Genomic DNA, 15,178 nt, shown 5'->3' with positions numbered 1-15,178 from the left:
ACTAGTGCTTCTTCTGCTGCTGTTCGGCAGCCGTGACGCGGTTCAGCATCGCGACCATTTTCGTCTTGATCGATCCGTAGGTGCCAAGTTCGAAATTGCAGCTGAAACAGGTGATGATGTCGCTGTCGATCGGCTGCGGGCGCGGAAACTTCATGCGCGTGTTGCGGCACTTCGGGCAAGGGACTTCGATCTGCATGTTTCAGCGGCTCCTTATTAGCGTCGTCGCCGATGCCCTAGCACAAATGCCGCACCCGGCAAGCTCTTCCTGCAATCTCCACTGCGGCAAGAAACCCCACGTGCCCCCTTTCCTCGCGCCGGAATTTCTCGCAATCTCACGAGTCGGGAAGAAGAACAGGGGAACTGAATGTATGAATATGCAATAGCCTGGGAGTGGCTGGCCTTTGCGGCGCGCTGGTTCCATGTCGTCACCGCGATCGCCTGGATCGGGTCGTCCTTCTATTTCATCGCGCTCGACCTCGGCCTGGTGAAACGTCCGCATCTACCCGCCGGTGTTCACGGCGAGGAATGGCAGGTGCATGGCGGCGGTTTCTACCATATCCAGAAATATCTGGTGGCGCCGGCTGAAATGCCGGAACACCTGACCTGGTTCAAATATGAGAGCTATTTCACCTGGCTCTCCGGCTTCCTGATGCTCTGCATCGTCTATTATGGCGGCGCCGACCTGTTCCTCATCGATCGCCACGTGCTCGATATCTCGAAGCCGGTGGCGATCCTGATCTCGCTCGCGTCTCTCGCCGGCGGCTGGATCATCTACGATCTGCTCTGCAAGTCGCCGCTCGGCAAGAACACCTGGGGCCTGATGGCGGTCCTCTACGTCGTGCTGGTCTTCATGGCCTGGGGCTATACGCAGGTCTTCACCGGCCGAGCCGCCTTCCTGCATCTCGGCGCCTTCACCGCCACGATCATGTCGGCCAACGTCTTCATGATCATCATCCCCAACCAGAAGATCGTCGTTGCCGACCTGATCGCCGGTCGCACGCCGGATGCCAAATATGGCTACATGGCCAAGCAGCGCTCGCTCCACAACAACTACCTGACGCTGCCCGTCATCTTCTTCATGCTGTCGAACCACTATCCGCTGGCTTTCGGCACTGCCTTCAACTGGGTGATCGCCGCACTCGTCTTCCTGATGGGCGTGACGATCCGCCACTGGTTCAACACCACCCATGCTCGCAAGGGCCGACCGACCTGGACCTGGATCGTCACGGTCGTGCTCTTCATCCTCATCATGTGGCTGTCGACCGTGCCCAAATTGCTGACTGGCGAGGATCAGAATGCCTCCGTCGCTCCCGCCTTCCAGCAATTTGCCGGCGATCCGCATTTTCCCGCCGTGAAGCAGCTGATCGGCACGCGCTGTTCCATGTGCCATGCGGCAGAACCGGTCTATGAGGGCATCGCCCGGCCACCAAACGGCGTGATTCTGGAAAATGACGCGGAAATTGCCGCACATGCGCGCGAAATCTATATACAGGCCGGTCGAAGCCATGCCATGCCGCCGGGCAACGTGACCGACATTACGCCCGATGAGCGCAAGCTGCTCGTCGCCTGGTTCGAAAGCGCAGTCGAAGGCAAACAAGAATGACCACGATACTCCTGCGCGGGCGCCTGCTCTCCTTTCGCCGTGCCCCGCTCAGCCTTGCCGATAGCGAGAGCTATCTCTACGAGACAGACGGCGGTCTGTTGATTGAGGATGGCATCATCGCCGCTGTCGGCACCTATGCTGACGTCAGGGCCAAGGCACCTGCCGAGGTCGCCGAAATCGATCACCATCCGCATCTGATCATGCCTGGCCTCATCGACATGCACCTTCACTTTCCCCAGATGCAGGTCATTGCCTCCTATGCCGCAAACCTTCTGGAATGGCTGAATACCTACACATTCCCGGAGGAATGCCGCTTCGTCGAAAGCGCCCATGCGCAGAGGATCGCGACGCATTTCTACGACGAGCTGATCCGCCACGGCACGACGACGGCCGTTGCCTATTGCTCTGTTCATAAGACCTCGGCCGATGCCTATTTCGCGGAGGCCATGCGCCGCAACATGCGCATGGTCGGCGGTAAGGTGATGATGGACCGCAATGCTCCGCAAGGCCTGCTCGATACGCCGGAGATGGGTTATGACGAGACCCGGCAGGTGATTGCCGACTGGCACGGCAAGGGCCGCAACCACGTCGCCATCACACCGCGCTTCGCGATCACCTCGACGCCCGCCCAGATGGAGGCGACGGCAGCACTCGCCCGCGAATTCCCCGATCTGCACATCCAGACGCATCTGTCGGAAAACCACGACGAGATCAAATTCAGCTGCGAGCTCTATCCGGAAGCGATCGACTACACCGACATCTACGCCCGCTATGGCCTGCTCGGACCAAAAAGTCTCTTCGGCCATGCCATCCATCTTTCGGAGCGTGAGGCGGATGCCATGAGCGAGACCGGCGCGGTCGCCGTCCATTGCCCGACCTCCAACCTCTTCCTCGGCTCCGGCCTCTTCCCGCTGAAGGCATTCGCCCGCCGCGAGAAGCCCGTTCGCATCGGCGTTGCCACGGATATTGGCGGCGGCTCCAGCTATTCCATGCTGCGGACCATGGATGAGGCCTACAAGATCCAGCAATTGCTGGGCGAACGACTGAACCCGCTGGACAGCTATTACTACATGACGCTCGGCAATGCCGAGGCGCTGTCGCTGGCTGACAAAATCGGCTCACTGGAGCCCGGCACGGACGCCGACCTCATCGTTCTCAACGCCGCAGCGACACCTGCTATGGCTTTGAAGATGGAAGTGGTGAAGACGCTTCCGGAGGAACTGTTCCTGCTGCAAACCATGGGCGACGACCGCGCTGTGGCGGAGACTTATGTGGCGGGCGTCGCAATGAAAAGCGGGCTTTAGCAAGGCGATGGCCTGATGGTAAAACTCCTCTGAAATCAAATACCAAAGACTGAGAAAGCGTGGTATTCGACCACATCATCAGATGTGAAAGTTCGCTCATGGCCAAGCCGCTGACCATCGCCGATCTCAAGAAAATGGCTCAGCGCCGCGTCCCGAAGATGTTCTTTGACTACGCGGATTCCGGCGCCTGGACGGAATCGACCTATGCCGCCAACGAAGCCGATTTTCGGGACATCAAGCTGCGCCAGCGGGTGTTGGTCGACATGACCAACCGCACGCTTGAGACGACGATGATCGGCCAGAAGGTGTCGATGCCGGTGGCGCTTGCGCCCACCGGCATGACCGGCATGCAGCATGCCGACGGTGAAATGCTGGCGGCGCGTGCGGCGGAAGAATTCGGCGTGCCCTTCACGCTCTCGACGATGAGCATCTGCTCGATCGAGGATGTCGCTTCGGTTACGACCAAACCCTTCTGGTTCCAGCTCTATGTCATGCGCGACAGGGGCTTCGTGATCGATCTCATCAATCGCGCCAAGGCCGCCAAATGCTCCGCCCTGGTGCTGACCGCCGACCTGCAGATCCTCGGTCAGCGCCACAAGGACCTGCGCAACGGCCTCTCAGCGCCGCCGAAATTCACGCCGAAACATATCTGGCAGATGGCGACGCGCCCCTTCTGGTGCATGGACATGATGAAGACGAAGCGACGCAGCTTCGGCAATATTCTCGGCCACGCCAAGGGTGTCACCGACCTCTCATCGATCTCGACTTTCACGCATGAACAGTTCGATCCACAGCTGTCATGGAAGGATGTCGCCTGGATCAAGGAACAGTGGGGCGGCCCGTTGATCATCAAGGGCATCCTCGATGTCGAGGATGCAAAACAGGCCGTAGATACTGGGGCCGACGCCATTATCGTGTCCAACCACGGTGGCCGCCAGCTCGATGGCGCCCCCTCCTCGATCAGCATGTTGCCGAGGATCGTCGATGCTGTCGCCGACCGCATCGAGGTGCATTTGGATGGCGGCATACGCGCCGGTCAGGATGTGTTGAAAGCCGTGGCGCTCGGTGCGCGCGGCACCTATATCGGCCGGCCTTTCCTCTATGGCCTCGGCGCCATGGGCAAAGAGGGCGTGACACTGGCGCTAGACATCATTCGCAAGGAGATGGACATGACCATGGCGCTGTGCGGCAAGCGCGACATCAAGGACGTCGATTCCTCCATCATCGCCGGACGACAGTAAGGTTACGGCATCGGCCTGTCGCGAGCGCAGATGCCCATTCCGGGCGTCCATTGGCTTCTGCCAGCACCGACATCGCCATGTTGTCGTATCGGACATTGCGGAATTGTGCCGTCCATCCACTGGCCGATTTTTCCAGCACCGCATAACTCGCCATCGCGTGGCCGGTTTCGACCTTGTGCGGATAGGGCTTGTCATCGTCATAGGCCGGGCCGCCGACGCTGCCGGGATTGACTATAAGACGGCCGCCTGAAAGTGCTGCCATGCGCGGAATATGCGTGTGACCACACAGGATCAATGGCCTTTCGATACCTTCCGCCAGCGCTTCGATCTCTGCCTGCGGCCGCAGCACCACGCTGCCGTCGGCAACGGCCATGTCCAACCAATAGAGGTTGTCATCCTCGGGCGTGGCGTGGCAGAGATAGACCTCATCCCTGTAGATCAGGTCGACCGGCAGCGACCGTAGCCAATCGAAATGAGCTGCATCTAGCTGCGCATAGGCTGCAGCATCCGAGATATGCATCTCCTCCGGCGGTCCTTCGATCAGATAGCGGTCGTGATTGCCGCGCACGGTCGGAATGGAGAGCGATAGCAGCCGGTCGGCCACCCTGCCCGCCTCCAGTGGGCCACTGAAACAATCGCCGAGATTGACGATATCTGTAATCCCTTGAGCAGCGATGTCAGCCAGCACAGCGTCCAGTGCGGGGTAGTTTCCATGGATATCGGCGATAGCGGCAAAGCGCATGTCAGCTCCCGCGATAGGTGGAATAGCCATAGGGCGAGATCAGCAGCGGCACATGATAATGCGCCGCGATATCGGCAATGCCAAAGCGGATCGGCACGAGATCGAGGAAGGCAGGATGCGGCAGAGGCGTCCCGTTTGCCCTCAGATAATCTCCGGCGTGAAAAAGCAGTTCATAGGTACCAGCGCGAAAGCTCTCGCCGGTGAGGATCGGCCCGCCATCGACGCGGCCATCGGCATTGGTCTCGACCGTCTTGATAAGGTGGCGAAGCTCACCCTCGATGTGAAAGAGATCGATCCTCAACCCCTGTGCCGGCTTGCCGAGTGCTGTATCGAGAACATGAGTGGTCAGTCCGGTCATAGGCCTGGCTCTTTGATGATGAAGGGTTCGTCGAAAAAGAATTCTTCCAGATTGTTGCCCGGCCCGTCACGATCGACAACGAGAAAATCGCTCGGCTCGCCGAGCGCCATCAGCGGATGGTGCCAGACATTGCGCCTGTAATTGACGCCCTGATCGCCGCGCGCGAGAAAGGCCTGCGGACGACCGGGACGACCGCCCTCATCTTCCGAAACGACGACGAGGAAGGGACGGCCTGATATCGGCGAGAAGCTCTGGCTGCCGAACGGGTGCCGTTCCATCATGCCGAGCTCGTAGGGAAAACCGCGCGGCTGGCCACGGAAGAGATTGATGATGATACGAGCGCCCTCGCCTGCAGCTTCAGGCGTGGCAAGCGCATGGAAACGCTCGGTGTTGCCGCCATTGATCAGCCGCATGCTTGTGGGATCGGCTTCGATCACCTCACCGAACGGGGCGAAGGCAGATTTGGTAAGGCGAGAGACGTCAATAAAGCGGGACATTGGGACTACTCGCCTTGCGCACGCCAGTGGCGGACAAGATCAAGCCTGTCGAGCAGATCAGGCACGTCGTCTTTGGCTGTCGCCCAGACCTTCTCCAGATCAATGTCGAAATAGCCATCGGCAATGCGGTTACGCATGCCGCGCATCGCACCCCAGGGAAACTCGGGGTGCTCGACAGCGAATTCAGGATGGATCCTCATCAATTGAGCAGCCGTCTCCGATGCCATTAGGAGGCTCATCCCGACGGCACGCTGCAAAATGATATCCTCAAGAAACCGCTGCTTGCTGACATCTGCGATCATTGCTTGAGCATCGGCCGCCGCCGAGCGCATCCGCTCCAGAAGATACGGGATACGGCTCTCGTTCATATGGGCTTGGCCTCGGAAAGAACCCGGGTCCGGATCGATTCAGGAAAATCGCCGGGGGTCAGCAAGTGGATCGACATGCCAATCATCATCTGCTCCAAAGCATCCTGCAAACCACCAAGCGTCAGCAATGTGCTGCCTGGCAGCGCATCCACCAGAATATCCAGATCCGGCCGATCCTCGCCGCGGGCAACGGAGCCGAAGACACGCGGGTTCGCCGCGTTGAAGCGTTTGGTCGCTTCGCGGATCGCCTGCCTGTTCTTTTCCAGCACTTCCGACGGTCTCATCGCGGCGTCAACCCTGATGCCGCGAATATAAGGGACGTGGCTGAGAGAGGAAAGAACTCAAGCCTTCACCCCATAGAGCCTGAGGCGCATCGTGCCGCCATCCGGATGCATGGCGTAGCGCACATGCGTGATGGGGCCGATATCGGCGATCGTATCGCTGCCATATTCATGGATGTGATCCATCTGCAGCTTGCTGCGCGGAAGGATCGGCTTCCAGTTTTCCGAAGCGGCAATATCGGCCTCCGAGAGCGTATCGCCGAGATCAGGCAGATAGGCGCCGAACAGTTCGCAAGTGTCGGGGAAATTGCCCTTGTAGAAGGCGGTGTCGACGATCACGCGCTTGATCGTGCCGGCATGACCGAGGCGGATGACCGCCCAGTCGTGACCCGGGCCGCGACGACGCTTGGTTTCCCAGCCGTCGCCCATGTTGAGGCCGCGGCCGGGGCCGAGCAGCTTGTCGGGATGGCCGTAATGCGCATCCGACCAGGCAAGCGACTTCGCGCCATTGAAGATATAGGCAAGGTCGATCTCCTCGCCCGCGCCGACCTTAGACCAATCGAAATAGGCCGAGCCATAGACGCGCAGACGCGCCACGCCACCGTCCGGGTAAATATGCAGGCGAAGATGCGTCCAGATCTTCTCCTTGTCGGCATTCTCGAAGAAGTGGTGGGCGCTGGAGCCGAGCGGCGATTTGGGCAGGATTTCCGTCCATGCGGTCGCGTCAGTCGGATCGCCGCTCTCGACGAAGGCCGCCTCGATCGAGCAATGCGGCGGATAGTTGCCGGTGAAATAGCTGGTATCGATATCGAAGCCGAAGATGCGGCCCGGCATGGCGAGCTTCACGATCGCCCAGTCATGGCCCTGCACGCGCTTGCGGCGGCTTTCCCAGCCGTCCATGTACTTGCCGTTATCGTCGTAGAGATCCGGATCGAAGCTTGCCGGCACATCCTGCAGCATGCGCTCCAGCGGCGCGAAGAATTCGTCCGTGGCGTAGAGACCTTTGGCGCCGAGACGGGCCGAGGCAAGATTGATGGCGCCCGTGGCGAAAGCTGGCAGGCTGGTATCGGTCGTAGCGGTCATTCAGGTCTCCGGAAGCATGGATGTCAGGCGCAGCAGCGCGATCTTTTCGACCTCAGCTGCCGCAGTCACGAATTCTTCGTCGCTGGTATTGTCGATCCGCTTTTCGAAAGCCACAAGGATATCGTCCTTGTTCAGCCCCTTCACCGCGATGATGAAGGGAAAGCCGAATTTCTGCGTATAGGCGGAATTGAGCTCGGTGAAACGCGCATGCTCGGCAGGGCTTAACCGGTCGAGCCCGGCACCAGCCTGTTCCTTTTTGCTGTCTTCAGTCAGCTCGCCCGATATCGCCAGCCGCCCGGCAAGATCGGGATGAGCACGCAGGACGCCGAGGCGCTCCTCTCTGCTCGCGGCGCGGAAAATGGCGACGAGCTCCGTGTGCACACGATCCACCGTCAGCTTGTCGCCGACGAAACCATCGTCATAGGCCCGTTCTGCGATGAAGGGCGAATGCTCGAACACCCCACCGAAGCGGGACACAAATTCGTTGCGCGAAATCATCAGACTGTTTCCGGCTTGTGGTTCGCATGCCAGTGCCGCGCGATCTCGATACGGCGAGGGATCCAGACCTTGTCGTGCTTCAGCACATATTCCATGAAGCGCCTCAGCGACGCCACGCGTCCCGGCCGGCCGACGAGACGGCAGTGCAGACCGACCGACATCATCTTCGGACTGCCTTCCTTGCCTTCCTCGTAGAGCGTATCGAAGGCGTCCTTGAGGTAGGTGAAGAACTGGTCACCGGAATTGAAGCCCTGCGGCGTGGCAAAGCGCATGTCGTTGGTTTCGAGCGTATAGGGAATGATGAGGAAGGGATTTTCGTCGATGCCCTTCACCCAATAGGGCAGATCGTCTGCATAAGAGTCCGACGAATAAAGGAACCCGCCCTCCTCCTGCACCAGCTTCAGCGTATTGTCGGAGGGCTTGCCCTGATACAGGCCATAGGGCCGCTCACCGGTCAGCTCGGTATGCAGGCGCACGGCTTCGAGAATATGCTTGCGCTCCAGATCCTCGGGGAAATCCTTGTATTCCAGCCAGCGGTAGCCGTGGCTGGCAATCTCCCAGCCCGCTTCCTTCATGGCGGCCACCGCTTCCGGATTGCGGGCCATGGCAAGCGTCACGCCATAGACGGTCGCCTGCACCTTGAGATCGGTGAAAAGACGCCAGAGCCGCCAGAAGCCGGCGCGGGAGCCGTATTCGTAGATCAACTCCATGTTGAGATTGCGCTGGTTCGGCCAGGGTTGCGCGCCGACGATTTCAGACAGCAGGTTTTCCGAAGCCGGATCGCCGTCGAGGATGGAGCTCTCGCCGCCCTCCTCGTAATTGATGACGAACTGCACTGCGACGCGTGCCTCGCCGGGCCACTTCGGATCGGGCGTATTGCGCCCGTAGCCGATGAGATTGCGCGGATAGGTCTCGGATACCATCAAATCACCTTTTGAAAAGACAGGTGAAACGGTAGCATCCGTGAGCGGAATGTCGAGCCGTAAAAGTGCGTAACTGGCCTTCGGCCCGAGGCGCCCGCCTCAGGCGATTTTGCGCGCGCTGACCTTGCCCATCGGATGCAGCGAGTGCACACGGAACGGGCCGCCGGTGCCCTCCTCGATCATCAGCGCGACATTCGAGACCGTCACCGGTTCGGCAAGCACCGGATCGAACAGTGACCGCAGTGCCTGCTCGATACGCGGCATGTCGACCGCGTTGACCGGACCTGTGACCGGCATATGAAAGCGGAACTCGTCCATCACGTAGGGATTACCCCAGCGATGCAGGTTCGTGAATTGCGCGGCCGACAGTCCATCCGGATCGCTGCGCTCGATATCCGCCTCGGAGAGCGGCGCACGAAACCGGTCGAACTCCTGGACGATAGCAGATGCGAGGTAGTGAACCTGATCGCAAGGACGGATCGGTGACAGGCTGTAGAAAGTGCCGAGGCGCGCAACTTCCAGACGCGGAATCTGGAAGGGCGAAAGCGTCCCGCAAAAGCGCATCAGATCGCGCAGCAGTTGCGATTCGGAAACCTCGGGCGAGAGGTGGAAAGGGGCCTTCAGCACGCCGTGAAACCCATAGCGACGCGGCACTGCCGTATGAAAGGCGATCTCATGGATCCCGAGGCCGCGGATTGCCGGGGGCTCGACCATATCGCCTGAAAATACGTTGCGGCCAAGCCAATTGGCCGCCACATGCGAGAGCGGATCGCTCGCGGGGGGCGTGAAGCAAATGGCATAGCGCATGCGATTTCCTCCATCGGATGAAATGAGCGCGGGATCCCGTCCCGCGCCGTCGATGCGCAAGCAGATAGGTGATTTGCATGACAGAATAACGAAGCGGAGCGGCTTCTAATTCACGTTTAACGTGAAGAGATTGTGATGTGGTTTGAAATTGCAAAGCTTTCCGGCAACAAAAATTCTGCATTTGCATCGCTTGCAATGCGTATCGCCGCTTCCGCCAGCCGATGCGCGAGCCCGAAACTGACCTTGAAACCACCCGTCAGGGCGATGAGATTGTGATTCTCCGGATGCGCGCCGACCATCGGATCGCGGTCGATCGCCTTGGGACGCAATCCGGCCCAGCGCTCGATGACAGGCGCATCGCGCAGCACTGGCGCCATATCACGGGCGGCGTCGATCAGCGCGTCGAGTTGCTCATCGGTGGAAAGCGGATCGGCAAAGCTGTTCTCGCTGGTGCTACCAACAGCCACGTGCCCTCCCTCATGCGCGACCACATAAAGCCCATCGCGGAAGATTGTCGGCAAGGCGGGATCGATATGGGCGGCAAGCAGGGCCGCCTGGCCTTTCACGGCTTGCCCGAGAGGTTTCCGCAACCCGGGCGTCAGTTTTTCCAGAAAGGGAAACGAGCGATATCCCGCTGCGAGGATGCAGCGGCCGAAGGCGATCGTCCCGCCGTCGATAGAGGCCGTTCCCTGCGCTGCATCGATCTCTGCTATTTCCGTATTCTCCAGCACCCGCACATGCCGTGCGCGACGCAGAAAGGCTTCGAGCGCGGCGACCAGCGAACGCGGCGCAACGCGGGCGGCAAGCGTGTCATGCACGAAACCGCTCTCGCCAGCGGCCGGATCGATCCAGCCTTCACCGGGTGGTCTATCCAGCACATGCCAATGGAAACGCCTCTCTCCCGCTCTCCAGTGAGCCTCCGCATCCTTGGAATGGCCAAGGGCGATCTCGCGCAGATGCGGCTTCGGCAGCGGGATGAGCCGGCCGGAGCGCCGATAGCCGGCCGAGAGCCCGGTTTCCGCCTCAATGGTCGCAATCTCGGCCTCCAGCGAAACCAGCGCATCGAACTGAAACTGCTTCTTTTCCGACCAGCGATCCGGCATATGCGGCATCAGCGCACCGAGCAGTCCGCCGCTTGCGCCACTGCCGAGCCGACCTGCATCGACAAGCAGAGTGCTGATGCCACTGCGCTCCGCATGCACGGCTGCCCACAGGCCCATAATGCCGCCGCCGACAATGAGGAGATCGATCGATGATTGACCCGAGGCCGGGGCGGGATTATCGGCTTTTTCCATGACAGACATCAATCCCGATCAGATCGGCGCGGGCAAGCCGCAGCCCCTCGAATGGCGCGACGGCGATATGCCCTATTCGACCGCCTTTGGCGACCATTTTTATTGCCAGACCGATGGAAGGCTGGAATGCGGCCACGTCTTCCTCTCGGGAAACGGCCTGCCTGATCGATGGAGCGGCCGCCCAACGTTTCTCATTGGCGAACTCGGCTTCGGCACCGGGCTGAATTTCTCAGAGACCTGGCGGCAATGGAAGCTTTATCGTCAGTCCGGACAGCATCTGCATTTCATGTCCTTCGAGCTCTATCCGATGCGCCGCGCGGAAATCGACCGCGCGCTGGCCCATTGGCCCGAGATCGATGCCGAGCGGCAGGCCCTCGCCGCCATCTGGCCGGATATTCCCAAAGGCATCGTCTCGCTCGATCTGGATGAGCAGACGAGGCTCAGCGTCGTCTGCGGCCGTGCGATCGATGGGGTTTCTGAAGCCGCTCTCGGATTCGACGCCTGGTATCTCGACGGCTTCGCCCCCTCGCGCAACAGCGATATGTGGTCGGAAGAACTGATGCGTCTCGTCTGCGAAAAGACTGCTGCTGGCGGAAGCTTTGCGACCTATGCCGCCGCGGGCTTCGTGCGCCGCAATCTCACGGCCGCCGGCTTCGACGTGGAGCGTCGCAAGGGCTTTGCCGGCAAGCGGGAAATGCTCTGCGGGGTAAAGCCTCAGTAGCCGGAGCGACCCGGCTGCAATTCGCCGCCACCAAGCCACTGGCGGATCTTATCTTCCAGAAGTTCCGGGCTGATCGGCTTGGACATGTAATCGTCCATGCCGGCATCGAGGCAAAGCTCGCGGTCGCTTTCCAGCGCATGTGCGGTGACCCCGATGACAGGCACGCGATGCCCCTGCCCCTGTTCCTTCTCGCGGATCAGCCTGGTCGCCTGATGGCCGTTCATGACAGGCATCGAGACATCCATCATGATCAGCCGCGGAGTATGATGCTCCCAGGCCTCCACCGCTTCCTCGCCGTTGTTGACGACGAGGAAGGAAAGCCCGGTTCCCTGCAGGATCTGCGTGAAGACGATCTGGTTGACCTCGTTGTCCTCGGCGACGAGCACATCGACGAAATCGGCCGCTCGTCTTTGCGGAGCAGGTGCGGGTGCCGGCGGCGGCACCTCGATCTCTTTCTGCAGCCGCGCAATCTCGGCCTCGGAGGCCTGTTTGACGCGGCTTGCCCGCACCACCTCGACGACCGTATTACGCAGCAAATTGGCGCGCGCCGGCTTCATCAGATGCGCATGGCCGTTCAGCGCCGCAAACTCCTTCTCCGTTCCGGAAATATCCATAGAGGTCAGGAAGATGATCGGCAGCTCTACGAAACGGCTGTCAGCGCGAAGGCGTCGGGCGACTTCGGCGCCGTTCATGTCGGGCATATGATAATCGAGCACGACGGCATCGACCTTGATGCCGAGATCAGCGGCAGCCTCCAGAATGGCAAAGCCTGTGGCGCCACCCTCTGCGGCAACGCCGTCAAAGCCCCAGAGGCCGAGCTGTTCGGTGAGGATCCGGCGATTGACCTCATTGTCGTCGACGACGAGAACGCGCGCACCCTGCACGTTGATCGGCAAAGGCTTCGGCTCGATGCGGGCGGCGGCGATGGCGAAAGGCAGCTTGACGGTAAAGACCGAACCCTTGCCCCATTCGCTTTCGACATCGATGTAACCGCCGAAAAGATCGACGAGACCGGCAGTGATTGCCAAGCCTAGGCCCGTGCCCTCATGCCGCCGGGTCGACGAAGCGTCGACCTGCGAGAATTTGTCGAAGACCGTTTCCACCTTCTCGGGCGGAATGCCGATGCCGGTATCCTCGATGCGGATGCTGATCATGATCTCGCCGCCGGCGGATTGCTCCGAGCCGATATCGACGAAGACATGGCCGCGCTCCGTGAATTTCACCGCATTGCCGACGAGGTTCGTAACGATCTGGCGGAAACGCCCGGCATCGCCGATGACGGCTGCAGGCAGATCGGGTGCCGCGCGCACCAGAAGCTCGATATCCTTCTCGGCTGCGGGCGAGGAAAGCAGCGTCGCCACATCCTCGACAGCCTCGATCAGATCGAAGGCCGCCTTGCGCAGCTTCATCTGCCCGGCATCGATCTTCGAGAAATCGAGGATGTCGTTGATGATCGTCAAGAGCGCATTGCCCGACTTGACGATGATATCGACGAAGGTCTTCTGGCGGGTATCGAGATTGGTCTTGGCAAGCAGTTCCGCCATGCCGAGCACGCCGTTCATCGGCGTGCGGATCTCATGGCTCATATTGGCAAGGAACTCCGACTTGGCGCGGTCTGCGGCCTCGGCGCGCGACAGAAGCTGCGTCAGTTCCTCCTCGCGCCGCTTGAGCTCGGTGACATCGGTAAATAGCGCCACCCAGTGCTGCCGTTCGCTGATGGTGGCTTCCATGTTCACCCAGCGCTCGCCGCCGACGTGGAAGACGGTGGAGATCGGCTGACGCGCGGCGATATTGGCACGCCACCCCTCCAGCGTTTCGACCGCCTTGTCGTGGAAATCGCCGCGATTGGCGCAGAACTGGAAGAGATCGATCCATTCCCGGCCAACTTCCGTCAGTTCGGCCGGAATGCGCAGCACCTCGGCCAGCCCGTCATTGGAAAGCTTGATCAGGCCGTCCTGGACGATCGCAAGCCCCTGCGGCATGGCATGCGTCGCATCGCGCATCATCTCGCCGAGATTTTCCAGCGCTGCACGAGCCTCGTGGATTTCCCTCTCGCGCTCACGCACCGAGGAAATATCGGAATAGGTCAGCAGGATACGGTTGCTGGAAATGCGCCGGCTGTCGAAAATGACCGACTTGCCCGCGGCCCAGTCAAGCTCGATCGGCTCCGGATTATCAGCCTCGAAAAGCCCCTTGCGAAATCCGTAGATCTCTTCCGGTGTCTGCGTCTCACCATAGCGGCCGAGTTCGTAATTGCGCTTGATGACATCGATGAACGGCCGCCCATCGAAACGGTCGTCGAGCGGCAGCTCCCAGATGCTGTAGAACTCGTCATTGACGTAGAGAATGGTGTGGTCGTTGTCGAGGATGAGCACGCCGACCGGAAGCGAGCGCAGGATGCTCTCGATTTCCTGATGCAGCACTTCCTCATGCTTGCGCGCCTCGATCAGTTCCTTCTCGCGCGCCTTCAGGGGCGTGATGTCGGAGAAGGAGCCGACGACATAGTGCTTGCCATCTGGTGTTACGACCCGGTTGACACGGGAGATCACCTGGAAGATTTCGCCGTCGGTATTCGGCAGGTAGCTCTCGACTTCGGTCAGCGCGCCGTTTTTCAGCGCCCGCAGGTTTTCCCGGTAGATCGCCTCACCCGCCTCCTGCCCGAACATGTCGTGCTCGGTCAGGCCGAGTACCTTGGAGCGGGCATGGCCGGTGAAGGTCTCGTAATATTGGTTCGCATAGACCAGCCGGTGGTCCTCGTCTCGCACGAAGGCGGCGACCGGGAGATCCTCCATGATGGTGCGCAGCAGATCGCGCTCCCTCACACTTTCATGCCAGGCAGTCTCACCCACAGGCCCAGGCTTGCTGCCACCAGGCGCAGACTTGCTGCCGTCGGGCGCATACCTGCTGCCACTCCGATAGGCGGCATTAACGATCAGCGGCCGGCCGTCATCGGCAAAGATGCCGATCGGATGATCGAGATTTTCGAGCGCTTCGCGGATGCGGCCGAGATCGGTCGCCATCGTATCCGCCACCTCTGGAATGGCGCGGCGCGGTTCGCGTGCATCGAAGATGCCGAGCACATAGGCCCGGTCCTGGGAAGGCGAAAAGCTCTCGATCAGCACGCGCTCATGGCTGAGGCCTGCGGCATCGAATGAAATGGCGCTCTCTTCCGTACCGAACACCAGCGCACGGCGTTCGCGATCCTCGCGCTCCTCTTCTTCCGGCCGGTCGAAGAGTTCGCGGCTGCGCCGCCCGATGAAATCGGAAATCTCGCGGCCGAAGAAGCGGGCATAGGCCTCGTTGACGGCGACATAGCGGAGTTCGCTGTTTTTGACATAGGCCGGGGTATCCAGATCAGCGATCCGGCGGCAGGCCAGCTCCAAGAGTTCCCCGGTAAAATTCAAAAAATCTTCACTCCCGCAATGAACGAAATATCCCCTACAACAACTATAACGCC

At 60.5% G+C, this 15,178-nt stretch carries 16 protein-coding genes; 4 read left to right on the top strand and 12 right to left on the bottom strand.

All coding sequences use genetic code 11. From position 1 onward, the window contains the following. Position 1: 1 nt before the first annotated feature. A complete protein-coding gene (locus ACR9ZQ_RS07995; RefSeq protein ID WP_310386770.1) occupies positions 2 to 196 on the bottom strand; it encodes a hypothetical protein in 195 nt (64 codons plus the stop codon). Between the two features lie 168 nt (positions 197 to 364). Here ACR9ZQ_RS07995 and ACR9ZQ_RS07990 point away from each other — a divergent pair, with 168 nt between their 5' ends. The 3 genes from ACR9ZQ_RS07990 to ACR9ZQ_RS07980 all read left to right on the top strand — a co-directional run bounded on the left by ACR9ZQ_RS07990 (position 365) and on the right by ACR9ZQ_RS07980 (position 4,148). Beyond that, complete coding sequence (locus tag ACR9ZQ_RS07990) at positions 365 to 1,603, top strand: urate hydroxylase PuuD (RefSeq protein WP_310386768.1); 1,239 nt, start codon at positions 365 to 367, stop codon at positions 1,601 to 1,603. Then, a complete protein-coding gene (guaD, locus tag ACR9ZQ_RS07985; RefSeq protein WP_481427491.1) occupies positions 1,600 to 2,907 on the top strand; it encodes a guanine deaminase in 1,308 nt (435 codons plus the stop codon). Before ACR9ZQ_RS07990 ends, guaD begins: the two co-directional genes overlap by 4 nt. 98 nt (positions 2,908 to 3,005) lie before the next feature. Further along, entirely contained in the window at positions 3,006 to 4,148 is a 1,143-nt protein-coding gene (locus tag ACR9ZQ_RS07980) for an alpha-hydroxy acid oxidase (RefSeq protein WP_481427490.1), read from the top strand. Here the strand turns inward: ACR9ZQ_RS07980 and ACR9ZQ_RS07975 are convergent. From ACR9ZQ_RS07975 to ACR9ZQ_RS07930, 10 genes are all read right to left on the bottom strand, one after another. Next, the gene (locus tag ACR9ZQ_RS07975; protein ID WP_481427489.1) at positions 4,129 to 4,890 is read right to left on the bottom strand and encodes a metallophosphoesterase family protein; all 762 of its coding nucleotides are present in this window, start codon (positions 4,888 to 4,890) and stop codon (positions 4,129 to 4,131) included. The two genes, ACR9ZQ_RS07980 and ACR9ZQ_RS07975, sit on opposite strands and share 20 nt — an antisense overlap. 1 nt (position 4,891) lies before the next feature. Further along, positions 4,892 to 5,248, bottom strand: coding sequence for a hydroxyisourate hydrolase (gene uraH, locus ACR9ZQ_RS07970; RefSeq protein ID WP_113323246.1), 357 nt, complete (start codon positions 5,246 to 5,248; stop codon positions 4,892 to 4,894). Further along, positions 5,245 to 5,745, bottom strand: coding sequence for an ureidoglycolate lyase (locus ACR9ZQ_RS07965; protein ID WP_310386760.1), 501 nt, complete (start codon positions 5,743 to 5,745; stop codon positions 5,245 to 5,247). The genes uraH and ACR9ZQ_RS07965 overlap by 4 nt, the downstream gene beginning before the upstream one ends. Positions 5,746 to 5,750: 5 nt before the next feature. Then, complete coding sequence (locus ACR9ZQ_RS07960; protein ID WP_481427488.1) at positions 5,751 to 6,113, bottom strand: HepT-like ribonuclease domain-containing protein; 363 nt, start codon at positions 6,111 to 6,113, stop codon at positions 5,751 to 5,753. After that, positions 6,110 to 6,397, bottom strand: a complete 288-nt coding sequence (locus ACR9ZQ_RS07955) for a nucleotidyltransferase family protein (RefSeq protein WP_481427487.1) — start codon at positions 6,395 to 6,397, stop codon at positions 6,110 to 6,112. Before ACR9ZQ_RS07955 ends, ACR9ZQ_RS07960 begins: the two co-directional genes overlap by 4 nt. 57 nt (positions 6,398 to 6,454) lie before the next feature. Continuing rightward, entirely contained in the window at positions 6,455 to 7,477 is a 1,023-nt protein-coding gene (gene alc / locus ACR9ZQ_RS07950) for an allantoicase (protein ID WP_481427486.1), read from the bottom strand. Continuing rightward, the gene (gene uraD / locus ACR9ZQ_RS07945) at positions 7,478 to 7,975 is read right to left on the bottom strand and encodes a 2-oxo-4-hydroxy-4-carboxy-5-ureidoimidazoline decarboxylase (RefSeq protein WP_481427485.1); all 498 of its coding nucleotides are present in this window, start codon (positions 7,973 to 7,975) and stop codon (positions 7,478 to 7,480) included. Further along, entirely contained in the window at positions 7,975 to 8,898 is a 924-nt protein-coding gene (gene puuE / locus ACR9ZQ_RS07940) for an allantoinase PuuE (protein WP_481427484.1), read from the bottom strand. The genes uraD and puuE overlap by 1 nt, the downstream gene beginning before the upstream one ends. Before the next feature lie 99 nt (positions 8,899 to 8,997). Beyond that, on the bottom strand, positions 8,998 to 9,705 hold the full coding sequence (locus tag ACR9ZQ_RS07935; protein ID WP_310386749.1) for a DUF1045 domain-containing protein: 708 nt from the start codon (positions 9,703 to 9,705) through the stop codon (positions 8,998 to 9,000). Between the two features lie 116 nt (positions 9,706 to 9,821). Next, entirely contained in the window at positions 9,822 to 11,000 is a 1,179-nt protein-coding gene (locus ACR9ZQ_RS07930; RefSeq protein WP_481427483.1) for an NAD(P)/FAD-dependent oxidoreductase, read from the bottom strand. On the opposite strand from ACR9ZQ_RS07930, the gene mnmC2 reads away from it, so the two are divergent. Next, positions 10,999 to 11,721, top strand: a complete 723-nt coding sequence (gene mnmC2 / locus ACR9ZQ_RS07925; RefSeq protein WP_481427482.1) for a tRNA (5-methylaminomethyl-2-thiouridine)(34)-methyltransferase MnmC2 — start codon at positions 10,999 to 11,001, stop codon at positions 11,719 to 11,721. The genes ACR9ZQ_RS07930 and mnmC2 overlap by 2 nt on opposite strands. On the opposite strand, the gene ACR9ZQ_RS07920 is transcribed toward mnmC2, so the two are convergent. Further along, positions 11,715 to 15,125 (bottom strand): response regulator, encoded by a 3,411-nt coding sequence (locus ACR9ZQ_RS07920; protein ID WP_481427481.1) that lies wholly within the window; start codon positions 15,123 to 15,125, stop codon positions 11,715 to 11,717. The genes mnmC2 and ACR9ZQ_RS07920 overlap by 7 nt on opposite strands. Positions 15,126 to 15,178: the final 53 nt, after the last annotated feature.

This window comes from Rhizobium sp. KNZ14-9A (assembly GCF_056755015.1).
The sequence above is the reverse complement of the archived record's forward strand: the minus strand, read 5'-3'. Positions and strand labels throughout refer to the sequence as shown.

What these genes read in the sequence shown, in the direction of transcription:
- ACR9ZQ_RS07975 (WP_481427489.1), bottom strand. Translation starts at nt 4,890, where the DNA reads ATGCGCTTTGCCGCTATCGCCGATATCCATGGAAACTACCCCGCACTG.
- ACR9ZQ_RS07980 (WP_481427490.1), top strand. Translation starts at nt 3,006, where the DNA reads ATGGCCAAGCCGCTGACCATCGCCGATCTCAAGAAAATGGCTCAGCGC.
- ACR9ZQ_RS07965 (WP_310386760.1), bottom strand. Translation starts at nt 5,745, where the DNA reads ATGTCCCGCTTTATTGACGTCTCTCGCCTTACCAAATCTGCCTTCGCC.
- ACR9ZQ_RS07935 (WP_310386749.1), bottom strand. Translation starts at nt 9,705, where the DNA reads ATGCGCTATGCCATTTGCTTCACGCCCCCCGCGAGCGATCCGCTCTCG.
- mnmC2 (WP_481427482.1), top strand. Translation starts at nt 10,999, where the DNA reads ATGACAGACATCAATCCCGATCAGATCGGCGCGGGCAAGCCGCAGCCC.
- ACR9ZQ_RS07955 (WP_481427487.1), bottom strand. Translation starts at nt 6,397, where the DNA reads ATGAGACCGTCGGAAGTGCTGGAAAAGAACAGGCAGGCGATCCGCGAA.
- ACR9ZQ_RS07930 (WP_481427483.1), bottom strand. Translation starts at nt 11,000, where the DNA reads ATGGAAAAAGCCGATAATCCCGCCCCGGCCTCGGGTCAATCATCGATC.
- guaD (WP_481427491.1), top strand. Translation starts at nt 1,600, where the DNA reads ATGACCACGATACTCCTGCGCGGGCGCCTGCTCTCCTTTCGCCGTGCC.
- uraD (WP_481427485.1), bottom strand. Translation starts at nt 7,975, where the DNA reads ATGATTTCGCGCAACGAATTTGTGTCCCGCTTCGGTGGGGTGTTCGAG.
- ACR9ZQ_RS07995 (WP_310386770.1), bottom strand. Translation starts at nt 196, where the DNA reads ATGCAGATCGAAGTCCCTTGCCCGAAGTGCCGCAACACGCGCATGAAG.
- puuE (WP_481427484.1), bottom strand. Translation starts at nt 8,898, where the DNA reads ATGGTATCCGAGACCTATCCGCGCAATCTCATCGGCTACGGGCGCAAT.
- alc (WP_481427486.1), bottom strand. Translation starts at nt 7,477, where the DNA reads ATGACCGCTACGACCGATACCAGCCTGCCAGCTTTCGCCACGGGCGCC.
- ACR9ZQ_RS07960 (WP_481427488.1), bottom strand. Translation starts at nt 6,113, where the DNA reads ATGAACGAGAGCCGTATCCCGTATCTTCTGGAGCGGATGCGCTCGGCG.
- uraH (WP_113323246.1), bottom strand. Translation starts at nt 5,248, where the DNA reads ATGACCGGACTGACCACTCATGTTCTCGATACAGCACTCGGCAAGCCG.
- ACR9ZQ_RS07990 (WP_310386768.1), top strand. Translation starts at nt 365, where the DNA reads ATGTATGAATATGCAATAGCCTGGGAGTGGCTGGCCTTTGCGGCGCGC.